The following is a 23,782-nucleotide window of genomic DNA, read 5'->3' on the forward strand; positions in this document are numbered from 1 at the left end:
GGATTCAGTCTCTGGCGTGTTCCTACCATTGGGGGCCGAGTTGTTGATGAATATGAGTCACTGCGTCGATAAGATTTATCAACACGAAATCACGGGGAGCGATGATGACCTGCCGCGATCGCTTGACAGAAATGGATAACCAAATTTAACAAAGTTGCTGTGCCATGGCGGTGAAAGATGCAAGCTTGTGAACAGTTTCGGAAGATGATTCAAAATATTACTGCATATCCGAGAGGCTTTCAGTTGAAAGAGCTGAGCCGGGACAAGATTGGTTGGGGGTCACAGGTCGGTGCATCGGAGAGCACCGATCCGTGGTTTATGTTGTGACGGAAGAATGCCTGTCTTCCTGCCCTCTGTATTTGGTCATCGCATCTTGCGCGGCTTAAGTTAACTGAATCGAATTACTCGCGCTGGCGACGGTGCAGGCTACGTGTGAACGAACCATTTTCCCCGGAATACTTTGGTATTACTGAGAGAGTTTGAAATCGTCCTTATCAATGTTGTGCTTTTTCATTTTGTCGTACAGCGTTTTGCGTGCCAGTCCCAGCTCTGATTGCACCTCCTTCAAGCGGCCGTGATGGCGTTTCAGTGCATCGGTCAGCAAGGTGTATTCGAATTGGTTGATGCGTTCAGCCAGAGTCGCTGTCTGCGTGTCGTCATCGAACGGATTGCTTTCGTTGAGGCGCGATGCATCTCCCATCAGCACCATCCGCTCGGCAAGATTGCGGAGCTCACGGATATTGCCCGGCCAGTCGTGCGCCATCAGGGTCTGTAGTTGCGCCAGGCTGATTTGCGGTGGCTCTGTCCCGTAGCGGGTGGCGGTAGTGCGAATAAAGTTTTGAAACAGGATCGGGATATCCTCCTGGCGCTCGCGCAGCGGTGGCAGGTTGATGCTGACCGCGTTGAGTCGGTAGTAGAGATCCGGTAGAAATCGGCCCCGATCACTGAGCTGCTGGAGGTCGGTTTTGGTCGCCGCGACAATACGGAGATCCAGCGGGAGGGCCGGCTGGGTGTCGGAGGCCTCGATGTGCCGCGCTTCCAGGACCCGGAGCAGTTTGGTCTGTATTGCCATCGGCATCGACTCTATTTCATCAAGAAACAGGGTGCCGCCGTTGGCGTGGATGAGCTTGCCGGTCCGTTTCTTCTGTCCGCTGGTCGGCATGGCAGGGTCGTTGCCGAATAGCTCGCTCTCCATCATGGCTTCCGGAATGGCGTCACAGTTGATTGGCACAAAGGGCTGATGTTGGCGGGCACTGTGCTCATGGAGAAAACGTGCGACGAGCTCTTTGCCGGTACCGGTTTCACCCTGGATCATCACATCTGTCCGGGTATCTTTGATATGGGACAGGATCCGGCGTAGTTGCTTGATTTGCGGGGTATTGCCGAGGATCCGCTGGCCCGGACCGCTCTGCGCCTCCAGCTCACGGCGCAGCTCCCGGTTTTCCAGCACGAGTTCTCGCTTATCGGCAGCGCGCTTGACCACGTCGAGCAAGTGATCGGTCGAAAACGGTTTTTCCAGGAAATCGTAGGCGCCGAGGCGCATGGCTTCAACCGCCATGGAGATGTCGCCGTGTCCGGTCAGCAGGATCACCGACAGCTCCGGGTCGATTGCCAGCGCCCGTTCGAGAAACGCCAGTCCATCGATCCCCGGCATGTTAATGTCGGAAATAATCACCCCCGGATAGTGGTTATCCAACACCTCCAGGGCCGGTTTGGCACCGGAAAAAAGCTGGACGTCGTAATCTTCGAGTTCCAGGGTTTGGCCCAGCGCGTCGCGGATCGATTTCTCGTCATCAATAAAAATTACTTGTGGCTTCATGCGGTGTCCTTGGTACTGCGGGGAAGGGTGATCACAAACTCAGCGCCGCCTTCGGGGTGATCGGTGACGGTGAGCGTCCCGGCAAATGAATCAATGATCCGGCGGGAAATGGTCAGCCCCAGTCCGAGCCCGTCATGTTTGGTGGTAAAAAACGGGGTAAAAATCTGGTGTTTCTGCGTCTCATCCATGCCGGGACCATTGTCCCAGATACGTACTTCCACCTGCTCGCCATCGGCCTGGAGTTGGATGCCGATTTGCGGCTGATGGGCGTCGGCCAGGGCCTGGATGGCATTGTGGAGCAGATTGACCAGCACCTGCTCGAACTGGACCGCATCGGCGTTGACCTGAATGTCCGGGGAAAGCTCGCCGACCCGAAGGATAATCCCCGCTTTGATCAGCTGATTGTGGAGCAGGGTGGTGGCCGCCCGGATGGCGTCGGCGGCAACGGTCCGGTTGTCACTGCCGCGGGCTTTGCGGGCAAATACTTTGAACCGGGCGATGATCTCAGCAACGCTGTGGTTGAGGTGAAGGATTTCATCTAAATTGCTGGCGACGGCATCGTAGCGCTCCTTCGCCAGCAGCTTGCGTGAGTTTTCCGTATATGTACGCATGGCGGCCAGAGGCTGGTTGATCTCATGGTTAATACTGGCCGATAACTCCCCCAGGGTGGCGAGTTTGGCAGCCTGGACCAACTCACTCTGGGTTTGCTTCAGTTCGGCCTGGCTGTGTTCATATTGCTTGACCGTTTCGCGCAGCCGCTGGTTGCTCTCGAGTAAGTTATTGGTTCGCTTGATCACCAGTTGTTCCAGGCGATCGTTCAGCTGGGCCAAGGCGCGCTGTGCCTTGCGGGTCTGCCACCAGGAAATCACGGCCAGACACAGCAGGGTATAGATCAGGGCAAACATCATGATGGCCTGGAAGACATAGCGATAAGCCACGGTGATCGGGCTGAATCCGTAAATTGTCATACCGGCCTGGGCCATGTCGCGGCTGGCAACCACGAAAGAAGCCCGGTGATCCTGGGCCGGCAGGGTCATCTGGCTGATGCTGTTTTGCTGAAAGGCTGCCAGCTCCCGGTGGGCGGTCAGCGGTGCCAGCGGCGCATTGCCGTATTGGCGGGAGGCGAAAATCTGGCTTTTCTGCTGGGCGGTGAGCGGCACCAGGGCGCGATACAGCCAGCTGGGCTCTGAGCTGTAAAAAATGACGCCGAACGGGTCGGCAATGACGTATTCCAGATCTTCGTATTGCCAGATATCTTCAATCAGCGACAGATCGACTTTGATTGTCAGGACCCCGATGATTTGCTCCCCTTGCGATACCGGCGAGGAGAAATAGTAGCCGCGCTTGTTTGAAAGCACGCCCAGCGCAAAAAATTGCCCTTTGCCGCCTTCGATGGCATCGCGAAAATAAGGGCGATAGCCGTAGTTGTGGCCGACAAAACTGTCCGCCTGCTGCCAGTTGCTGGCAGCAAGCGTGGTACCGGACTGGTTCAACAGGTAAATGGTATCGGCCCCGAGAATGGTGCCCCATTGCTCCAGTAATTCGCTGGTTGCCTGGTATTGCTGGGCGCTAGGTTCAGCAGGGGGCTCAATGGCCATATCTTGCAGCAAAGGCCGCAGCAGGCGGGGATCGCGGGCCAGTACTTCCGGCAGTTTACTGTAGCGCATCAGCTGGGCGTCGAGCTTTTGCCCCAGTTGGTTCACATTGAGGGTCAGTTTCTCCGTGGTATGTCGGGCAACCTGATGGTAAGTCAGGTAACCGATCCCTGCGCAAAGAAGCAGTCCGACGCCTGCCATCCACAATAGCGTTTTGAATTTTTGCACGATCATCATCCGGCTGGGTTGAACCGGCTTGTATAGCAGACTTTGGCGCCTGAAAATACGAGCTGGCTAGCAGAGCTGCAAGTCTCCGGGAAAAGAGTTGATAAACAGCTGAAAAACCGACCATTCTGCTATCGGAACTTGTTTTTCCGCCACGCAGGGCGCACAATTTCCCCAGCATAACCAAACGCGGAGTTAACAATGGAACTGTCTGATATTCGACGTGAGTATACTCGTGGCGGCTTACGGCGTCATGATTTACCCGAAGAGCCAATAAGCTTGTTCAGCAAATGGCTGCAGCAAGCGGTGGACGCACAATTGAGTGATCCGACAGCGATGACAGTGGCAACGGTGGATCCGCAGGGGCAGCCTTATCAGCGGATCGTGTTGCTGAAGCATTTTGATCAGGATGGATTTGTTTTTTATACCAATCTGGGGAGCCGGAAAGCGTCACAACTGGGCGAGAATCCGCGGATCAGTCTGCATTTTCCATGGCACCCGATTGAGCGACAGGTGCATATCACGGGTGAAGCCGAGAAACTCTCGACGATGGAAGTCATGAAGTATTTCTCTTCCCGGCCGAAAGAAAGCCAGATTGCGGCCTGGGCCAGCAAGCAGAGCAGCCGCATTTCGGCACGTCAGGCGCTGGAGAGTAAGTTCATGGAGCTGAAACAGAAGTTCGCGAAAGGGGAAGTGCCTGTCCCGACATTCTGGGGCGGTTACCGGGTGAAAGTGAACAGCATTGAATTCTGGCAGGGCGGTGCCAACCGGCTGCACGATCGGTTTTTGTTTACCCGGGACGGCGAGCAGTGGGATATCGAACGTCTGGCGCCTTAATTCGACCTTATCTGAGTGCAGCGCAATGCTGCACTTTTTATGGCTGAAGGGGATGCATTTTCCATCGGGCGTCATGTCGCATCGCCGACGGTCTTTTCATCGACACGCTCAACTACTGTCTGTAAATAGATATATTGGTGTTCAGAATATTTGCGTAGCTGTCATGATGCAGAGAAGCGCTGGACATGATCACTCGCCTGCGCCGGTAAAATGACACCAGGTTCAATAGATGATGCCAAATTCAGTGAGCCATGTGCAGGACGTTTATTGATTTCAGTTGTGGTTTATTTTATTACCGGAAGAATTCATTGTATCCATAAAGTTGATGTGCCGATTCGGAAATAAAAAATATTCTGAAAATAAAATAATCAAATAAAGTTTATTCTTTCAAAATAACCGAGAGTTGCCGCTTAAGCATACTCTCCGGAATATTCGATCCGAACCCCAGATCCAACGCGAGGTCGATTAATTCATTTTTCGAATTCGCGTTAAATTTCTCCCGCAGTCGCAACACATAGTTTTCAACGGTTTTGACGGAAACATTGAGGACCTTGGCAATGTATTGCGGCTTTTTACCATACAGCAGCAGAAACAGCACCTCAGACTCCCGGGTGTTCAGGGCGATGGGTTGGTTGGTTAAATCCAGGTTGAACGAGGCCTGCTCTTTGGTGCTGAGGCCGGCTGCCCGGCAGATCCAATGGCCGACTTCCAATATTGCCGTGTCTTTGAGTTCCACCCCTGAGAAAATGGTGCCGACGGTTTCATTGTCCTGATTTTTCCAGGGCGTCTTCGTGAATAAATGTGCACGCCAGCTACCGTCGGAATAAGGGTGAATATCTAAAATTCGCATCCGATTTCCGGTATTCATCACCAAATGGTCCTGCTCTTGAAAAGAATCCGCGCATTCGACCGTTGGGCTCGGCATATCAAAATCAGTGCGGCCGATACAATCTAAATGATGGTTAACACCGATGATATTTCCATATTCCTCGTTGGCGTAGACAAAAACAGAGTCTTTATCTTTACATCCCCAGCAACCGGGAAGTTGATCAAAGAGGTGGATAAGAGAGGGGTCGACTTTTTCTTTCACGGTGCAGTGCCTGGTCAATAGCGGATAGATTCACGGACTGGACAAAGTGTAATAGAAAGGAAAAATCTTACAATATCTCAATGCCGGATAGTTGGACACAAATCCAGAGAAAGGCAAAAAAAAGCCGGTCCAAGATGACCGGCAAAGACAAGAGTTTGACTCCGAAGAGCACAATCCTGTACGACGTGTAGAAGAGGTATCCAATTTAGTTCATATCTTTGATATGAGGGTGTATATCAAAGAAAACTCAATTGGCATGTATCCAATTGGATACTGCAAACAGTGAACTGTGTAGTTAGCTCCCTGTCTACGAGATGAAATATAGCGAATCGGGGTCGGCGAGATAAGGGGGGAAATCACCTATTGACATCGTTTGGATTATCTGAATGTTGATTATTTTGCTGTCGCGCCATATGCCGCAAAAAATTATGCATCATTTTGATTCTATTGTGAAAATAAAAAATGGAGCAAAAGCTCCATTTTTGATTAACGATGCATTTTGGCCGCATGAATTATACTGTTGCCGATCTGCCAGAGCGGTCACTGATGCCGCAGGCTTGAGCCCGGTGAAAGGTTCGGGGTTAAACCCATTCAAACCACGCAAAATAACCGTAGGCGACCACTAAGGCCGGGAGGGTTGAGTAAACCGTTGCCATCAAGGCTGCTTTCGGAGCCAGCGCAATTGCCGGGAAGAGGGCGTCGCCGTCATTGCTGATCGCATTGCCTAACTGTGCAGACAGTGGCACTGCGCCGGTGAGATATAAGCTGGTCACCAAAATCTGTGGGCCACAGCCGGGCAACAGGCCTACCATCACGCCCATCAGTGGCAGCAAGATGTACCATTGGGAGAAAAATTCGGTTGGATCCAATCCGGTCCAGAAAATCGTCAGTTCAAACAGCAGGAACGCTCCTACCACCCAGCTGGTGACGAAGTTGGTATCCTGGGCGACTCGCTGAAACAGGGTGTTGGTGGTGGGTTTTGGGTCTTCGGACACTGCAGATTGGTAGTTTGTGACATCCCGGCTGGTTGCCCACAGGAGCATTGCGACGAGGGCTGCGACGGCACCGATGATGCTGATGGTGCCACTGCCAAGGTGGAACATCTGATCAATATCGAGCTGGAGTGAACCCATGACGGCAATCACCGCAGCGGGAAGCAGCGCCCATTTCCAGAACAGTCCTTGCAGCTTCAGCGTTGAAGCCGTTGGCCGGTCTGATGATTGACCGGCGGCCTCTGGAGCATGTTGCGGTTTGGCCGGGCGCATAAAGTCGGGGCCGTGGATCCGATCGACGATCAGGCCGGAGATCAAACCGACGGCAAAACCGGTACCGACAATGGCCAGCCCGGTCGTCGGCTGGGCTGCGAGGAGCAGAAATGCGGCATCACCCATGGTCGCGGTTAATACGGCGACCACGGCTCCGAAGCTGAGCTTGCCGCTGACAAATTGGGTGATGACCACAATCGCGCCACCACATCCGGGCAAGGCGCCCATCAAAGATGCAAACAGCACTTGGTAGCGCGATTGGCCTTCCAGCAGATGTGTGAGTTTACTCTTTCGGGCCAGCCGGTCGGCAATCACATGATAAAGCGCCAGCGTTGCTGCGACGTAACTGGCCACCTGCCAGAACGCATCGGCGAGGACGCCGACGGTCAGTTCGGTGGTGCTGGGGGTCAGTAGTAAGGCGAACAGACAGACCGGCAGGATCAGCCGTTTATTCGCCAGCCGCCAGCGGTGCGATTGCAACTGTTGGTTGAAGACTTTTTGTAGCGATGCCATAGGGGCTCCCGAAAACTGAAGACAGATAATCTTTGATTCTCTTCATAGTAGATGTTAATGAGAATGATTATCAAGTGCCTTTGAGGTTTTTTCGGGAGAACTTGACTCAGTGCAACAATCCGGCGCTACTCAGGGCGGTGATCCCCAGGCTGCAGGTCAGCAGGGAGCCCAGCGTGGTCAAGGCTATCACATTGGCTGCCAGCCGGGCATTGGCACCCATCGATCGGGCCATGACATAGCTGGCTGCCGCGGTGGGGGCGGCGCTCATCAGAAAAAGGATCCCCAGCTCCATACCCCGAAAGCCGATTAGGCCGCCGGCGAGGGTGATCAACACCGGAGCGATGATCAAGCGGCCGCAGGTCGCATAGTTGGCGTGGGCCGAGTCCTGGCGCAGTTGGTTCAGATCCAGACTGGCGCCGGTGCACAGCAGCGCCAACGGCAGGGTCATATCCGCAAAATAACGGCCCGATTGCACCAGCACCGTCGGAAGCTCAATCTGGAGCAGGGAAAATGGCAGGGCTGCGCAGATACTGATGATCAGCGGGTTTTTGAGGATCGAGCGACACAGGCCGCTCAGGCTGAGCCCTTGCTGGCCGTTGGCCCGGGTTAAGGTGATCACGGCCAGGATGTTATAGAGCACCGTGATCACCGCAACATATAAAGAGCCGACGACAAGCCCGGTGTCACCGAAAGCATTGCTGACGTAGGCCAGTCCGATGATCCCGGTGTTGGCCCGAAAAGCGCCCTGGACCACGACGCCGACTTCCCGTTTATCTTTGATCAGCCAGGGGGCGAGCAGTTCGAACAGCAGGTAAACCAGGATGTTGGCGACAATCGCGAAGCCAAGCAGGCCGGCATTGCCGATTTGTTGCAGATCGGAGCCCACCACGCTGAGAAACAGCAGGGCCGGTAAGGTGACGGTAAATACCAGCCGGGAGCCTGATTCGACAAATTTTTCCTCAATCAGCCCTTGCCGGCGTAACAGCACCCCAAGCCCGAGCATAATAAAGATCGGCCCGGTCACCGAGAACGAGTAGTCAAGCTGGGTCAGAAATTCATCCATGATCTGTTTCCTTAGCATTTTATCAATTTGTATCACAAAGCATTGAAATACGGTATCTTTCGACGGAACGATGATCAAGTGCGGCCAGATAACGGTGAATGTCATTTCAATTGGAACGATGATCAAGAATGATCGGATTGGGATCTGATTTCCGGACCAATGATCAAGGTGCTTGCCGTATTTTTTCACCTGGAGATCAACCGGCCCCGCGTGTCTCCATCCGGAAAACCGGAACGATGATCAAGTGATCCTTTTTATAAGCTATTGATATTTATCGGGTGACGTGGTTTTGTGGGCGCAGGCCTCCAGCGAAACCCTGTCGGCATGGGCAGAGGAACCCTAGGAAAGTGCTGGGATATCTGTACTGAATCGCGCCGGGAAACAGTTGAAATGACACTCACCGTAATGAAAGCCAGCTTGATCATTGTTCCAGATTCTCCTGATCATCGATCCGCTTTTTTGCCTTCAGGCACTGTTGCTGGGGGAGCCGATCCGTCATGCTTGCGGTGATCCTTTGTGGCGGCGTGCCCCTGCGGGAGATATTCTGTCCACAATGGTGTGTTTACCGGCAATGATAATCACACGCATTACAAGCCGTAGGTGGCGAACGAGCGAGTTATGGTATGCTTCGTTAATGATGGAAACGTTAATCTCATTGAGTGCAATGCGCGATGAATGACAAGCATGATCCGAGCGTGTTTAAGCCTTCAGAATTGATCAAACTGCCGGAGCAGATGGAACACCATAACCATGGTTACAACCAGGTAGTGATTGGGCTGTCCGGGCAAACTGAGTTTGATATTGAAGGGTACGGCAATCTGGTGTGCCCGGGCCAGGGCTGTCTGGTGACCGCGGACTCAGAACATGCGTTTTCCGGCGTTGGCCGTAATGAAATTCTGGTGCTCAATATTCCGGCCAAACAGTTGCACCCGAGTTACGCCGGGGATCGGATGACCCGGTTGTTTGAACAATCGTCTTATTTCCACCTTGATACTCAGGCGCAGAATCTGATCCAGGCCCTGACGGCGGAAATGGCCGCGCATCCTGATGATCTGCTGCTGAGTAAGGCGTGTACTGATACCCTGATGTGTGTGTTGCAGCGTCATTTTAAACCCCAGCACGGGGAGCGCACGCTGCAGCGGCTGAACATGGATATTATTGATCAGTACATACTTCAGCATCTGACGCGCAAAATCTCGGTAACACAGCTGGCCGGGCTGGTGTTTCTCGGCGAGAGCCAGTTTCACCATTTGTTCAAAGAACAGACTGGGGTGACCCCTCACCAATACGTGTTGAAAAAACGGCTGGAGATGGCCAAACAACTGATCGAGGAAACCCCGCTGAGCATGGCGCAAGTGGCCCAGACCTCAGGGTTTGCCAGCCAGAGTAGTTTTACCCAGGCGTTTACCCGCCTTTACGGGGTGCCACCGGCCCGCTATCGGAAAGAACACGGCTGAAACTGCTAACTAATTGAATTATCAAGGCCCGGTGACGAATGTACCGGGCCTTTTTTATTCATCTTTCCTGAGTTTCTATTGATTTTCCGCAAAATCATGGTGGCTCGGCGTGTGGCGTTTTGTCCGGATCGCGCCTTGATCAGCGTTCCGCACATGCCATCAAAATGGGTTGGTGCGGAACGGGCAAACAGCCCGTGAGTGTCATGTAAATTTTGCAATCGGCGATATGAAACTGAAATTTTTGCTGTGGTTTTGTGTCAATTTCTGTTAAAAAACGGAGTTTTTCTAAAAACTATCGGAGAATCCAGCAAGACGGCGAGTGCGGCGGAAAAATACAATCCACCTCAATCCTAACACTGGTGTAACATTTATGGGTGACGCGATCGCCTTGGATATGGCTTACACTGGTCTTCAATCAGGTTCTTAATTGAGGGAATGATTATGTTCAATGCGGCAGATGTACTTCAGCCATCTTTTATTGAGCGACCATTGGATGAAATCTGGCAACTGATTTCCCCGCTCTATTCTGTTGATGAGTCTCAGTGGCTGAATCAACTTTTGCCGATGGCAGAGCCAACGGCGCAAGAGCGTCAGGCGACGGCAGATGAGGCAACGACACTGATTGAGCGTGTCCGTGCCGATCAGAATGCCATCCAGATGATCGATGCGTTGCTGCTGGAATACAGCCTGGATACCAAAGAAGGGATTTTGCTGATGTGTCTGGCAGAAGCCCTGATGCGGATCCCGGATGCGGCCACGGCTGATGCGCTGATCCGCGATAAGCTCAGTGTGGCAGACTGGAAGTCGCACCTGAAAAATTCCGACAAGCTGTTTGTGAACGCCTCCACCTGGGGCCTGATGCTGACCGGTAAGGTGGTCACGATGGATGCCAAGGAAGACGGGACACCAAGCCATGTGATCAACCGTCTGGTGAACAAAATGTCTGAGCCGGTGATCCGCCAGGCGATGAACCAGGCTATGAAGATCATGGGGCACCAGTTCGTGCTGGGTCGCAGTATCAGCGAAGCAATGAAAAATGGGAAGGAAAAGCGCGATCAGGGCTTTACTTACTCGTTTGACATGCTGGGTGAAGCCGCGCTGACTGTGCAGGATGCCCAGAAGTATTTTAAAGATTACATCATGGCGATCGAAGCGGTCGGCCGTGATAGCTACGGCAGCCAGAAGAGCAGCAACACCCGTTCACCGGATCCGACGGTGTCGATCAAGCTGTCGGCGCTGCATCCGCGATACGACGTGTCGAATGAAGCGCGGGTGATGGGCGAAATGTACGACTCCGTCCTGGCGCTGCTCAAGCGTGCCCGTGAACTGAATGTCGGGATCACCATTGATGCCGAGGAAGCGGACCGCTTGGAGCTGTCGCTGAAACTGTTTGAAAAGCTGTACCGCGCTGATGAAGTGCGTGGCTGGGGTCGGTTTGGCCTGGTGGTTCAGGCTTACTCGAAGCGGGCTCTGCCGGTTCTGGCCTGGTTGGCCGCACTGAGTAAAGAGCAGGGCGATGTGATCCCGCTGCGTCTGGTGAAAGGGGCGTACTGGGACAGTGAGCTCAAACTGTGTCAGCAAAGCGGTTATGAAGGTTACCCGGTCTTTACCCGTAAAGAAGGGACCGACTGTTCATACCTGGCCTGTGCCCGCTTCCTGCTGTCAGAGCACCTGCGTGGCCTGATTTACCCGCAGTTCGCCAGCCATAACGCCCACACGGTGTCAGCGATTGTGGCCATGGCCGGGAACAGCCGTAATTTTGAATTCCAGCGTCTGCATGGGATGGGCGATGCCCTCTACAACCATGTAATGGAAATGCACAAGGTGAACGTGCGGATTTACGCACCGGTCGGCAGCCACAAAGATCTGCTGCCGTACCTGGTTCGCCGCCTGCTGGAAAACGGGGCCAACAGCTCATTTGTTCACCGTCTGGTGGATGCCAACTGTCCGGTGGAAACCCTGATCCAGCATCCGGTTGATCAGCTGCGCTCGCGTGCGACGCTGCACAACCACCTGATCCCGCTGCCGCCGGCAATTTTCGGCGACACGCGTAAAAACTCAGCCGGGATCAACATTGATATTGAATCGCAGTGGCAGCCATTTACCGCCGCGGTGAAGGGCTTCAACGATCACCAGTGGACGGCCGGCCCGATCATCAACGGGGAGCACCTTGCCGGTGATGCGCAGGCGGTGACCGCACCTTACGATCGTCGTGAGTCGGTGGGGACTGTGGGCTTTGCCAACGCGGAGCAGGTTGATGCGGCGATTTCAGCGGCTGCGGATGCTTATCCTGCCTGGTCGGCGCGTCCGGCGGCGGAGCGTGCGGAATATCTGCAGCGTCTGGCGGACCTGCTGGAAAGCAATACCCCTGAGCTGGTGGCCCTGTGTCACCGTGAGGCTGGGAAGACCATCCAGGACAGCATTGATGAAATTCGTGAAGCGGTCGATTTCTGCCGTTTCTACGCCCATCAGGCTGCGACTGAGTTTGCTGACGCGAAGGAAGTGACCTGCTTTGATGGTACTTCAAAGCTGCTGAGCTACCAGGGCCGTGGCGTCTTTGTCTGTATCAGTCCGTGGAACTTCCCGCTGGCGATCTTCCTTGGTCAGGTGTCTGCGGCGCTGGCGGCAGGGAACACCGTGGTGGCCAAACCGGCAGAGCAGACCTCGCTGATTGCCCACCGCGGGATTGAGCTGATGCTGGAAGCCGGCTTGCCGGCCGGGGCGATTCAGTTTGTGCCGGGCACCGGGGCTGTGGTGGGGACGCCACTGACGTCGGATCCGCGCATCGCCGGGGTGGCCTTTACCGGCTCCACCGAAACCGCGCAGCGGATCAACCGCACGCTGGCTGCCCGCGACTGTGAGCCTGCGGTTCTGGTGGCCGAGACTGGTGGCCAGAATGCAATGATTGTCGACAGTACGGCGTTGCCGGAGCAGGTGGTCCGCGATGTGGTTCGTTCGGCCTTTGCGTCGGCGGGTCAGCGCTGTTCCGCTCTGCGGGTGCTGTATGTTCAGGCGGATATTGCCGATCGTATTGTCGACCTGATCAAAGGGGCGATGGCAGAGCTCTCCGTTGGCCGCCCGCAGCTGCATAGCACGGATGTGGGCCCGGTGATTGACAAGGGTGCCCGTCAGAAACTGCTGACGCACATCGAGTCGCTGAAGAACCAGGCCAAGCTGGTTGCGCAGGCGAAACTGGGTGAGGTTTGTCAGCATGGTGATTTCGTTGCGCCGACGGCGTTTGAAATCAGCGGCATTGATGTGCTGAAAAATGAAAACTTTGGTCCGATCCTTCACATCGTTCGCTTCAAGGCCAACGAGCTTGATCAGGTGATCGATCAAATCAACAACACCGGATTCGGTCTGACGATGGGGGTTCATAGCCGCAATGAGCGCACCTATGGCCACATTGAGCGTCGTGCCCGGGTGGGGAACTGCTATGTGAACCGCGATCAGGTCGGTGCCGTGGTCGGCGTACAGCCGTTCGGCGGCCAGGGTCTGTCCGGGACGGGTCCGAAAGCGGGTGGTCCGCACTACCTGTACCGCTTTACCCAAGATGTGTTTAACGCTTGATGGTTGTTGAGTTGAGAAGGAATAAATGATGACACAGATTCAAACCCTGATTGAAAACAGCTCAGCAGCCTGGGAAGGCTGGAACGGACTGGGCTATGAAGCGCGGACGCAAATTCTGGAGCGCTGGACGGAAACGCTGGCGCCGGAAGCTCGGGCGATGGTGACCTTTCAGTGTCGCAATGCGGCCGAGCATGTGGCCGAAACCCTGCTGATGCCGGGGCCGACCGGGGAAAGCAATGAGCTGTACTGCGCCGGTCGCGGCAGCTTTGTGGTCACGGCGGATGCCGAGACGCCGCTGGTGGCTGTGGTGGGTCAGATCGCCGCAGTCTTGGTGACCGGGAATACGGCTTTCGTTTGCCTGCCGTCGAATAGTGTGGTGTCGGCAGGTGAGTTGGTGGCACAGCTGGAACAGTGTGGCTGTGTCGGCGGTGTGATCACCGCAGTTGACAGTGCTGACCTGACTGCTTTGGTCAGCCACCCGTCTGTAGCCGGCGTGGCTTATGCCGGGACACTGTCAACATCTCAGGCGCTCGCGCGCCAACTGGCTGCCCGTGACGGTTTGCTGGCTCAGCTGATCTGTGAAACAGATTGCGAGTCACTGCCGGTGATTGGCAGCCCGACGTACTCACTGCGTTTCGTGACCGAACGGACACGAACCATCAATGTGACAGCGGTCGGCGGTAACGCCACGCTGCTGGAGCTGGGGAGCGGTGAGGAGCATTAACGAGCGTTGTAGTAAGGCGGCAAGCGGTCGGATGGAACCCGGCTGATCGGCGCCGTTACAACATGGCTGAATTATTCAGCGCCATAAACAAAGCCCCTGCTATGGACAGGGGCTCAAAGTGAGGGAACTCAAAAATGATAGAAAATAGCTTTGCTATTACAGGAACGTTTATCGTCTACCTGATCGGGATGATGGCGATTGGTTACTATGCATACAAGCGAACGTCTGATTCATCGGATTATTTCCTGGGTGGCCGCTCTCTGGGGCCATGGCCTGCGGCCATTTCTGCCGGTGCCTCCGACATGAGTGGCTGGCTGTTGCTGGGTCTGCCGGGTTACGCCTATGCAGCGGGGATGGAATCGCTGTGGCTGGCGGGCGGCCTGATGCTGGGAACCTGGCTGAACTGGCTGATCTGTGCCAAGCGCTTGCGGACCTACACCATCACCGCAGATAACTCGATCACACTTCCTGAATATCTGTCCCGTCGTTTCCACGACAACTCGAAACTGATTCAGACGATTTCGGCATTTTTCATTCTGCTGTTCTTCCTTTTCTACACCAGTTCGGGTCTGGTTGCCGGCGGCAAGTTGTTTGAAACCGTCTTTGGCCTGGATTACACCATCGCGGTCATTGTGGGCACGGTCTGCGTGGTGTCTTACACCCTGTTCGGTGGCTTCCTGGCGGTATCCTGGACGGACCTGGTTCAGGGCCTGCTGATGGCCGCAGCGTTGCTGATCGTGCCGATTGCAGCAATGGAAGGCGGTGTGGGCGACCTGAGCGCTGCGCTGACGGCGAAGAACCCGGAGCTGATGACTCTGTTCAACGATATGAAGGGTGAGCCGCTTTCTGCCATCGCGATCATTTCGCTGGCGGCCTGGGGCCTGGGCTATTTCGGTCAGCCACACATCCTGGCGCGTTTTAATGCTACCCGTTCAAACCGGGATATCGTTACCGCGCGTCGTATCGCGGTGACCTGGACTGCGCTGTCAATGGCGGGTGCTATCCTGGTGGGCTTGGTGGGGATCCTGTATGTGGATAACCAGCTTGCGGGCTCACTGGACGATGGCGAACGTATCTTCATGCTGCTGGTGAATGCCATCTTCCACCCAGTGATTGCCGGTATCCTGCTGGCTGCGATCCTGGCGGCGATCATGAGTACTGCTGATTCTCAGTTGCTGGTGTCTTCTTCTGCCCTGGCGGAAGACTTCTACAAGCAAGTGTTCCGCCCGCAAGCTTCGACGGAAGAGATTGTCCTGGTTGGCCGTGTAGCGGTAATCGCTCTATCCGTCATTGCCCTGATGCTGGCGATGAATCCGGACAGCACGGTTCTGGGTCTGGTGTCTTACGCCTGGGCTGGTTTCGGTGCTGCCTTTGGTCCGGCGCTGCTGCTGAGCCTGTACTGGAAAGACATGAACCGCAATGGTGCCCTGGCGGGGATCGTGGTGGGTGCACTCACCGTGGTGGTTTGGAAGCAACTGAGCGGCGGTCTGTTCGACCTGTACGAAATCGTCCCGGGCTTCATTTTCGCGACGGTTGCGATCATCGCGATCAGCAAGGCGACCGGTGGTGCTTCGCGTGAAGTGATTGCACAGTTCGACACCTACGAGAAAAACCTGGTTGAGTTCGATTAATTCAGCCTGATTGATCGTCTTCACGACGATGCATTAAAAAGCCAGTCGCGGTAACGCGGCTGGCTTTTTTGATGCCTGTCTTTCGAGGTCCAATTCGGTTCAATGATCAAGGTAGAGATAGTTCTGCCAGCTCTTCATCCGGATCAGCACTTTGCGCATCACCGACACATGTTCGAAACTGTCTGAGTAGACGGCGATTTCGACGCTGGCTCCCTGCGGCAGTTGGTACGCGCTCAAATCATCTGTGATTTTCAGTTTCACCAGCGGACGGCCCTGGTTCTGCAGCAGGGCACTGCCGTAGAGCGCCCCGGCCGCCTGAACCTGGCCTTCGCCAATGGCCGGCAACACTTCAACCACTTCACCGGCAAAGGTTTTGCCGGGCAAGGCCCGAAAAACAAAGTCGGCTTTAAACCCCGGGCGCAGGCGCATCAATGAGTTCTGGCGAAACGCGCCGATATAGAATTGCTCCTCCCGGTGTATAAAGGTCATCACCGGGCGCAGCGGAACCGGCACCGCCATCATCCCCGGCCGGAGGGTCACCTGGGTCACATAGCCGTCCGTGGGGGCCTCGACGACAGTCTGGCTGAGGTTGAACTGCGCCTGGGTCAGTTGGGCCCGAATTTTGGCAACGGTGGTATTTTCTCCCATCACTTCGGAATCATAGGCCAGCTTGGCCCGGCGCTCTTCGGCTTGAGCAGCCTCCAGCGCGGCTTCGGCACTGAGATAAAACTGGCGTCGGTTGTCGACATCAGCCCGGGTAAACGCCCCGCGTTTGAAGCCTTTTTCGTAGCGACGGAACTGTTGCAAGGTCCGGTCGCGTTCGGCTTGCGCTTTGGCAGTCGTCGCCTGCGATGACTTATAGGCGGCTTCCAACCCGAGGACGCTCTGCTTGGCTTCGGCCAGGGCGGCTTCTTGCAGCCGGACCTCGGCAGCAAACGGGGTCGGGTCGATCTTAAACAGGATATCGCCTTTTTTTAGTGGTTGGTTGGGGGTGACGGGAACCTCGATCACCTTGCCTCTGACGCCGGGAACTATCGGGGTGGAGACGAAAAACTGCCCGCCGAAGTTGGTATGCGGGTGGTTGTAGTTCATCAGTAGGATCAGGCTGCCGATGAGAATAATTCCGCCCAGCACTGCTGTCGGAACGGTCCACTTGTTCAGGGGGATCTTGAAAATCTTAAAGATGGCCACGCAAAATGCGGCATAGGTCAGAATCAGCAAGAGATCCATTAGTCTTGCCCTCCGGAAGTTGTGCCGGGTTTGGCTGATACAGAATTGGCCGCTGCATTGGCGCCTGCATTTACCCCGGTGGCCTGGCCGGTGCGTGACAGCTCCAGCTGGGTAACCTTCTCGCTGAGTTTTTCTATCTGTTCGCTCAGCTTCAGGACTTCATGGTGCAGCTCGTGTTGTTCGTTCTGGATCTGGGTAAATCCCCAGCCGCGATCTTCGCGCCACAGCGTGGCCCAAATCCAGAGAAACGGCCACAGGACATGCAGGGTAAACAGGCTGACCCATCCGGCGTAATGGATGGCATCCTGGTGGGGGTGATTGCGGCTCTTGGCAATTTCATAGGGAATGTCATGGAGCGCAATAATGCCGTAGAACAAGACGACAGCAACGAAAATTAAGATCCCTAGCGCGAAGTAATCAAGAAACATGGCGGCTCCTTCTGATGTCTGTGTCACCCCGAACGGGGCCGGGCAGGCGTGACAGGGCGCTTGCGGGCGGTATGGGGAGACGGAACGGCATACATAAAAAGTAGCACTGAATCACGGTGTTAGCCCCGAGCCTAGCGTCAGAGCCGTATTGATTTCGGGACAAATGCCGAAGATGTAGTCGGATCCCGACGATTTTTACGATTTTGTTGCAGTTTTCCGGTATCCTGCCGCTATATAGCAGGATCAATATTGTTTCTACGAGGGGTTATGTCGAACCTGGTTATCGGTTTAAGCCTGGCCGGCGGTGCACTGGTTGCGGTGGTGGTGCATTACTTTGCGGTGATGAATCGTCAGCGTCGCAAGCAGCAGACGCAAGTCCTGAAAGATGAGAATTACCAACGGGTTCTGGAAAAGGCCAAGATCGCTGAACGTGAAGAAAAGATCTTCAAAGCCAATACCGGTCATATCGCCAGCCAGCTGTCGCTGGCCAAAGAGTATGAAATGGTCAGTATCGCTAAGGCGATTTTCTGGTACCGCAAGGCGGCTGAACTGGGAAATGAGATTGCCCAGAATGCCTTGGCGCGTCTGCACCGGCTGGACTCGTCCGATTCGGACGGGGAGGCGAAGTCCCGTTATTGGGAGCAGGTGGTCCGTGCGAAGCAACAGGAGCCGGAGGCCCTGTTTTTACTCGGCTCCTACCAATATCAGGGCTATGGCACCGAGCAGAATATCGCGGCAGCGATAGAGCATATGACGTTAGCTGCGGAGCAGGATCATGTCGAGGCGCAATTGTTTCTGGGCGACTGGTATGTCGCCGAGAGCAATCCGGATAAAATGCCGTTGCTGGCGTTTGGCTGGCGAGTCCGGGCGGCTTTGAACGAGAGTGTCAAAGGCTGTATCAAGGTTGCTTATTGCTATCAGGCTGGGATTGGGGTGGCGAAAGATCGACGCCGGGCCATCTATTGGCTGGAAAGGGCCGCGGAAACCGGCAGTGCGGAAGGCCAGTTCCTGGCGGCCAAAATGCATCTGGGCGGTGAAGCCACCGAGGCGGCCATTGCTTATGTCTGGTACTCCATCGCCCATGCTTTCGGCCACCCGCAAGCGCGGACGGAGCGGGATCAGGCGGCGCATTCGATCGCCATTGATGCGATTTTATCGGCGCAAAGTGTCGCCAACTCGGTGTATCGTAAATTGAAAGATCAGCCGGTGGCGCGCCATGCGGTGATCTCGGTGCTGGACAAAGTCTACGATCGGCAGCGATACCGGCCGGATGAGCAGGTGCTGGTATCGTTGTCCGGCGGTGAGTTGGCCGGGGATCCTGATCAGGCCGAAGCCATTGCCAGCCGCGACGGCGAGGTGACGTTGATTGAGAGCCCAAGCCAAAGCTCAAACTCTGGTCAAACAAGCCAGCGCCAGGAGCCGCCTGAGGTCGCGGCGGCTGAAACTGAGGCCGAGATCGAGACTGCGGAGGTCAACGTGACGGCAGCCAACGAGTATCGTGAGCAGGGCTGGGCGACCTCCTGGGATAAACTCACCACAGAAACGCAACCAGCTCCGCCTTCCCGGAACCGCTGAGCCGACAGCGGATCAGCCTGCGGGGAGTGATACATAATCCAGCAGCTGCGGCATCGCCGTCAGGGTGGTGACCCGCGGGTGAACGATGGCGCGGCTGTAGGGATTGGCTGCAAAATGGAATGTGCGGATCCCGGCATTAATCCCTGCCTGAACCCCTTTCGGGGTGTCATCAACAAATACGCATTCTGACAGAGCCATGCCCATGTGCATGGCCGCAAAGTGCAGGATGTCCGGCTCCGGCTTCCAGCTGCTGGCTTCAAAGCCGCTGAACAATTTCCCGTCAAAGTAGGGCAGCAGCCCGGTCAGGCTGAGGGTGTGCTCAATTTTGCTGACCGGCGCATTGGAGGCGATGCACATTTCACAACCCCGGGCGTTTAGGGTTGCCAGCAGTTCCGGTACGCCGGGGATCGGGGATAGTCCTTGCTCAAACAGGCGTCGGCACTCCGCCCGGTAGAGGGGCTCCAGCGTATCGACCGAAACCCGGATCCCGGCCCGGACCCGGGTTTCGGTGAGGATATCGGTCAGCTTGCCGCCCTGAAAGTGGCGCAGGCATTCCTCCAGACTCAACTGGGCGCCAAAGCGGTTAAACACATTGACCAATGCCTGGTTACACAGGGTTTCGCTGTCGACCAGGGTGCCGTCGCAATCAAAAATGATGCAGCGAATGTCAGATTGTGCTGTCTGGCGATCATCGGATTCGTTCATCATGGGTGTCCGGATAGGCTGTTGTCACTGATATCTCATTGTTAATACCTCAATTGAGGTTCTACAACCGGCGGATGAAGGTTTTGCTATCTTTATCGTACTTAAGGTGGGATTTTTGCGCTTTCTGAGAGTTCTCCCTCAACCTGCACAATGCAATGAAAAATTGTCTGGCAAGCGTGGTGTTCAGGAGATTGTGTCGGATCCGCGAGGCCCTCGCGGCGAGGATGACAGCGGTGGCTTGCCGCGGCAAGCATTGTTGGGTAAGTTGTCAGAAACAGGGAACCACAGGCGAAGCGAGGCGGGAGGAACCCAGCCGCGCAGCAGCGAACCTTGGGAACCGTTGGCCAGCCATGCCGGGTTGGTCGTGCGCAGTGGTTAAGGACAGTCAGATAATAATAGGGGTGGCCTATGTCATCATCCATCTTCCCTTCATGGCTGGGCGGCTATGAAGTGCGTGAACATCTCAAAAACCCGAATATTTCCGTCGGCGAGCATACGTATTACTCCGGGTATTACCACGATAAACATTTTGAGGATCACTGTGTCCGGTATTTGTTGGGGGATCATTCCAGCCGGGCGGTATGGGAATCCGGGATCTTCGGGGAGGTAGATAAACTGGAGATCGGCAAATTTTGCTCCATTGCATCAGGGGCAACTTTTATGCTGGCCGGCAATCAGGGTCATCGGCACGACTGGATCTCTTCGTTTCCGTTTGATGTGAGTAAGTTCGGCAATAAAGTGAAATCCGGCTTTGAACGCGCCGGGGATACCATCATCGGCAATGACGTCTGGATTGGCACCGAGTGCGTCATTATGCCGGGCGTCACCATTGGCGACGGTGCAGTGATTGGTGCCCGGGCTGTGGTCACCAAAGATGTCGCACCGTACGCGGTGGTGGTGGGAAATCCGGGGCAAACCGTGAAAAAGCGTTTCAGTGACGAGCAGATTGCGATGCTGCTGGAAATGAAATGGTGGGACTGGCCGCTGAAAACCCTGCAGGCCAATATGGATATGATGTGCAGCGCCGACGTCGAAGGGCTGTTTGAACGCTATTGCCATTTCCCCCGCGAGTCTTCGTAAAGCTGTCAGCCACAGCGAGTCACTGTGGCTGACGGTGGCTTTCGGTTGGTGTGCCCCTCCGGAAGTCATTGCCCGCCGGAACTGCGGGCTGTAGATGGCCTGTAACCAAGTCCTGAGGTGAGTGCTGGCGACCTTAAGGTTTCAGACGATACAGCGCGCTTGGGTCGATTGGTTGGGTGTAGTCGATATTCTCAAACCCGAAGCCGTTCAGGTGAAGGAAATCAGTCAAATAGCCATCAACATCGCCGTATTCACGGAAGTTTTCCGGTGTCATTTGCGCCAGCAAGCGGCTGACTTCCTGTTGCACATCATCGCTTAATTCCCAATCATCGACCCGGATCAATCGCTGCGGGTCTGTCACCACCCTGCCGTTCTCCGGATAAAGACGCTGGCTGAGTAGGCGTTGCATCTGCTCGATACAGCCTTCATGCAAGCCTTTGGCTTTCATGACCTGAAACAGCGCCAGCAAATAGGGCGACAGGCCGGGAATAAATACACTGGCTTTGGTGATCAGCGCTTTGCAAACCGCCACATAAGCTTCACCGCCGATGGACGCCAGCTGCTGGTGGAGCCGATCGGCGGTCTGATGCAAATCTTCCTTGGCTTTCCCCAGCGTGCCGTGGTGATAAATCGGGTAGGTGTGCGATGGGCCGATATAGGAGTAAGCCAGCGTTTTGCAACCGGGCGCCAAGACATCGGCCTGAGCCAGGGCGTCAATCCAGCTTGCCCAGTCTTCGCCGCCCATCACTTTGACAGTGTCATGGATTTCCTGCGCAGAGGCCGGCGGTAGGGTGGTTTGCGTTAAGATCTGGTGCTCCAGATCCAACGTTGCTCCCTGGTAGGGCTGGCCGATTGGCTTGATACTTGAGCGCCAGAAATCGCCAGTGTCCGGATTGGGGCGAATCCCGCTGGCCAGGCTATAGACGATCAGATCGACTTGTCCGCCGAAGTCCGTGCGGATGGTATCAATGACCTGTTGGCGTGTTGCTGGGGAAAACGCATCACCTACCAGGTTCGGGGCCTTGAGCCCGGCTTGCTCGGCGGCCTGACGGAAATAGACGTTGTTGTACCATCCGGCACTGCCGACCCCTTTGTCCGACGGACCCCGTTCGAATGAGACGCCGAGGGTGTCGGTACCGGTGCCGCCGAACGCCAGTGCGATCCGGGTGGCGAGGCCAAAACCGGACGAGGCGCCGAGGATCAAGGCGCGTTTGGGTCCAGGTCCGATCGGCTGGGCTCCCCGGCAATAGGTGATTTGGCGTCGGATGGCCTCTTCACAGCCGGACGGATGCGCAGAGCGGGCGATCACGCCCTGAATGATGGGGTTAATAATCATCAGCTTGAATATCCTGAAAAATTGAATATGCATTTGGATACGTTTTGCTGATCATCTGAATGCATACGAAATTTGTTGATTGATGAATCAATTATTTGAAAAACAGATCGGCTCAGGTGGTATTTTGACCAAGGGTAAACGTTTTCGATGCTCAAAACTTGATCTCTTACATTAAAATCTAAATTTTTCTTACTTTTTTAAAAGCAAAAGTTGAGTTATTCAAAAAAAATTGAATAATGTAATCAAAATACATAATGCATGAGGTCATGCTGCTCCACACATGCCTCAGACATTATACCTCCGTGTTATGGGACATCACTGTGATCAGAGGTGTTCTGAGCCAACCTAATCTGATGAGATAACTATGAGCAACTCTCTTGTACTGGTAATCAACTCTGGTAGCTCTTCGCTGAAGTTTGCATTGATTGACACTGTCACCGGTGAAGCGACACTCAGTGGCTTGGGTGAGTGCTTCGGTTTGCCTGAAGCAAACGTAAGCTGGAAAATTAACGGCGAAAAGCAGGAAGTGAAGCTGGAAGCGACGGGCAGCCACCATCAGCAGGCCGTTGATCGCATTGTCGCGCTGCTGGATGAGCTGGGTATCAAGCAAGATATCGTTGCCATTGGTCACCGTGTCGTCCATGGCGGCGAGAAGTTTACTCATACGGTGAAGGTGGATGACACGGTTCTGGAAGAGATTGAGAAGCTGAGCGATCTGGCGCCGCTGCACAACCCGGCCCACGTGATTGGCATGCGTGCGACCATGAAAGCTTTCCCGGCGCTGTCTCAGTACGCTGTATTCGATACCGCCTTCCATCAGTCTATGCCAGCCAAAGCCTACACCGGCGCCATCTCCCGCAAGCTGTACGACGACTACGGTATCCGCCGCTACGGTTTCCACGGCACCAGCCATTACTTTGTCAGCCGTGAAGCGGCCAAGGTGATGAACAAGCCGGTTGAGAAGAGTAACTTTATCTCGGTTCACCTGGGCAATGGCGCCTCGGTTTGTGCCGTGAAGAACGGCAAGAGTGTCGATACCAGCATGGGCTTCACCCCGCTGGCCGGTCTGATGATGGGCACCCGCTGTGGCGACCTGGACCCAAGTATCATCGAGTTCCTGCTGAAAAAAGGCTGGAGCCAGGAAGATGTGTTCACTGAGCTGAACAAGAACTCGGGCCTGTTGGGCGTTTCCGGCCTGACCAGCGACTGCCGCGGCATCGTGGAAGCGATGGAAAACGGTCACGAAGGCGCGACCCTGGCGTTCGAAATTTTCTGTTACCGTGTGGCCAAATACATCGGCTCTTACATGGTGGCACTGGATGAGCTGGATGCGATTATCTTCACCGCGGGGATTGGTGAAAACTCCCTGCCGGTTCGCAGCAAGATCCTGGAAAACCTGAAGATCTTTGGCTACCGCGAAGATGCAGAAGCGAACGCGGCCGCGCGCTTCGGTAACCAAGGCATCATTACCCAGCCAAATACCCCGGTTGCCATGGTGATCCCGACCAATGAAGAGTGGGTGATTGCCAAGCAGTCGATGGAAATGCTACACAGCTAATCCACCCGGCGATATCGCTGACACCATACATCAAACCCCGGCTGACCTTCAGTTCGGGGTTTTTTATTATCCGTTGAATCT

Annotated in this window: 17 protein-coding genes; 8 read left to right on the forward strand and 9 right to left on the reverse strand. The window is 55.0% G+C overall.

Features of this window, described 5'->3' with window-relative positions; genetic code table 11:
- Window positions 1–466: 466 nt before the first annotated feature.
- On the reverse strand, window positions 467–1,819 hold the full coding sequence (locus tag NH461_RS23240; protein WP_261603327.1) for a sigma-54-dependent transcriptional regulator: 1,353 nt from the start codon (window positions 1,817–1,819) through the stop codon (window positions 467–469).
- The gene (locus tag NH461_RS23245; RefSeq protein ID WP_410000149.1) at window positions 1,816–3,648 is read right to left on the reverse strand and encodes an ATP-binding protein; all 1,833 of its coding nucleotides are present in this window, start codon (window positions 3,646–3,648) and stop codon (window positions 1,816–1,818) included. The genes NH461_RS23240 and NH461_RS23245 overlap by 4 nt, the downstream gene beginning before the upstream one ends.
- Window positions 3,649–3,840: 192 nt before the next feature.
- Here NH461_RS23245 and pdxH point away from each other — a divergent pair, with 192 nt between their 5' ends.
- Entirely contained in the window at window positions 3,841–4,476 is a 636-nt protein-coding gene (pdxH, locus tag NH461_RS23250) for a pyridoxamine 5'-phosphate oxidase (RefSeq protein WP_261603329.1), read from the forward strand.
- A gap of 379 nt (window positions 4,477–4,855) precedes the next feature.
- Here the strand turns inward: pdxH and NH461_RS23255 are convergent, their stop codons facing one another.
- The 3 genes from NH461_RS23255 to NH461_RS23265 form a co-directional block, all read right to left on the reverse strand.
- A complete protein-coding gene (locus NH461_RS23255; RefSeq protein WP_261603330.1) occupies window positions 4,856–5,566 on the reverse strand; it encodes a helix-turn-helix transcriptional regulator in 711 nt (236 codons plus the stop codon).
- A 581-nt stretch (window positions 5,567–6,147) separates the two neighbouring features.
- Window positions 6,148–7,344: a putative manganese transporter gene (locus NH461_RS23260; protein ID WP_261603331.1), complete on the reverse strand. Its 1,197-nt coding sequence runs from the start codon at window positions 7,342–7,344 to the stop codon at window positions 6,148–6,150.
- Window positions 7,345–7,450: 106 nt separating this feature from the next.
- Window positions 7,451–8,407: an AEC family transporter gene (locus NH461_RS23265; protein ID WP_261603332.1), complete on the reverse strand. Its 957-nt coding sequence runs from the start codon at window positions 8,405–8,407 to the stop codon at window positions 7,451–7,453.
- Window positions 8,408–9,078: 671 nt separating this feature from the next.
- Here NH461_RS23265 and NH461_RS23270 point away from each other — a divergent pair.
- The 4 genes from NH461_RS23270 (at window position 9,079) to putP (ending at window position 15,789) form a co-directional block, all read left to right on the forward strand.
- Entirely contained in the window at window positions 9,079–9,864 is a 786-nt protein-coding gene (locus NH461_RS23270; RefSeq protein WP_261603333.1) for an AraC family transcriptional regulator, read from the forward strand.
- A gap of 441 nt (window positions 9,865–10,305) precedes the next feature.
- Window positions 10,306–13,434, forward strand: coding sequence for a bifunctional proline dehydrogenase/L-glutamate gamma-semialdehyde dehydrogenase PutA (putA, locus tag NH461_RS23275; RefSeq protein WP_261603334.1), 3,129 nt, complete (start codon window positions 10,306–10,308; stop codon window positions 13,432–13,434).
- Between the two features lie 25 nt (window positions 13,435–13,459).
- Entirely contained in the window at window positions 13,460–14,158 is a 699-nt protein-coding gene (locus NH461_RS23280; RefSeq protein ID WP_261603335.1) for an aldehyde dehydrogenase family protein, read from the forward strand.
- 134 nt (window positions 14,159–14,292) lie between these two features.
- On the forward strand, window positions 14,293–15,789 hold the full coding sequence (gene putP, locus NH461_RS23285) for a sodium/proline symporter PutP (RefSeq protein WP_261603336.1): 1,497 nt from the start codon (window positions 14,293–14,295) through the stop codon (window positions 15,787–15,789).
- Window positions 15,790–15,888: 99 nt separating this feature from the next.
- Here the strand turns inward: putP and NH461_RS23290 are convergent, their stop codons facing one another.
- The gene (locus NH461_RS23290) at window positions 15,889–17,019 is read right to left on the reverse strand and encodes an HlyD family secretion protein (protein WP_261603337.1); all 1,131 of its coding nucleotides are present in this window, start codon (window positions 17,017–17,019) and stop codon (window positions 15,889–15,891) included.
- Window positions 17,019–17,447, reverse strand: coding sequence for a DUF3302 domain-containing protein (locus NH461_RS23295; RefSeq protein ID WP_261603338.1), 429 nt, complete (start codon window positions 17,445–17,447; stop codon window positions 17,019–17,021). Before NH461_RS23295 ends, NH461_RS23290 begins: the two co-directional genes overlap by 1 nt.
- Before the next feature lie 267 nt (window positions 17,448–17,714).
- On the opposite strand from NH461_RS23295, the gene NH461_RS23300 reads away from it, so the two are divergent.
- Window positions 17,715–19,022, forward strand: coding sequence for a tetratricopeptide repeat protein (locus NH461_RS23300; RefSeq protein WP_261603339.1), 1,308 nt, complete (start codon window positions 17,715–17,717; stop codon window positions 19,020–19,022).
- Window positions 19,023–19,034: 12 nt separating this feature from the next.
- On the opposite strand, the gene yieH is transcribed toward NH461_RS23300, so the two are convergent.
- Window positions 19,035–19,730, reverse strand: a complete 696-nt coding sequence (gene yieH, locus NH461_RS23305; RefSeq protein ID WP_261603340.1) for a 6-phosphogluconate phosphatase — start codon at window positions 19,728–19,730, stop codon at window positions 19,035–19,037.
- 405 nt (window positions 19,731–20,135) lie between these two features.
- On the opposite strand from yieH, the gene NH461_RS23310 reads away from it, so the two are divergent.
- Window positions 20,136–20,807, forward strand: coding sequence for a CatB-related O-acetyltransferase (locus NH461_RS23310; protein WP_261603341.1), 672 nt, complete (start codon window positions 20,136–20,138; stop codon window positions 20,805–20,807).
- Window positions 20,808–20,940: 133 nt separating this feature from the next.
- On the opposite strand, the gene fabV is transcribed toward NH461_RS23310, so the two are convergent.
- Window positions 20,941–22,143 carry an enoyl-ACP reductase FabV gene (gene fabV / locus NH461_RS23315; RefSeq protein ID WP_261603342.1) on the reverse strand — a complete coding sequence of 401 codons (1,203 nt, stop codon included), beginning with the start codon at window positions 22,141–22,143 and terminating at the stop codon, window positions 20,941–20,943.
- Window positions 22,144–22,507: 364 nt separating this feature from the next.
- On the opposite strand from fabV, the gene NH461_RS23320 reads away from it, so the two are divergent.
- Entirely contained in the window at window positions 22,508–23,701 is a 1,194-nt protein-coding gene (locus NH461_RS23320) for an acetate/propionate family kinase (protein WP_261603343.1), read from the forward strand.
- Window positions 23,702–23,782 lie beyond the last annotated feature (81 nt).

It is taken from the genome of Photobacterium sp. TY1-4, from assembly GCF_025398175.1.
Lineage (GTDB): Bacteria > Pseudomonadota > Gammaproteobacteria > Enterobacterales > Vibrionaceae > Photobacterium.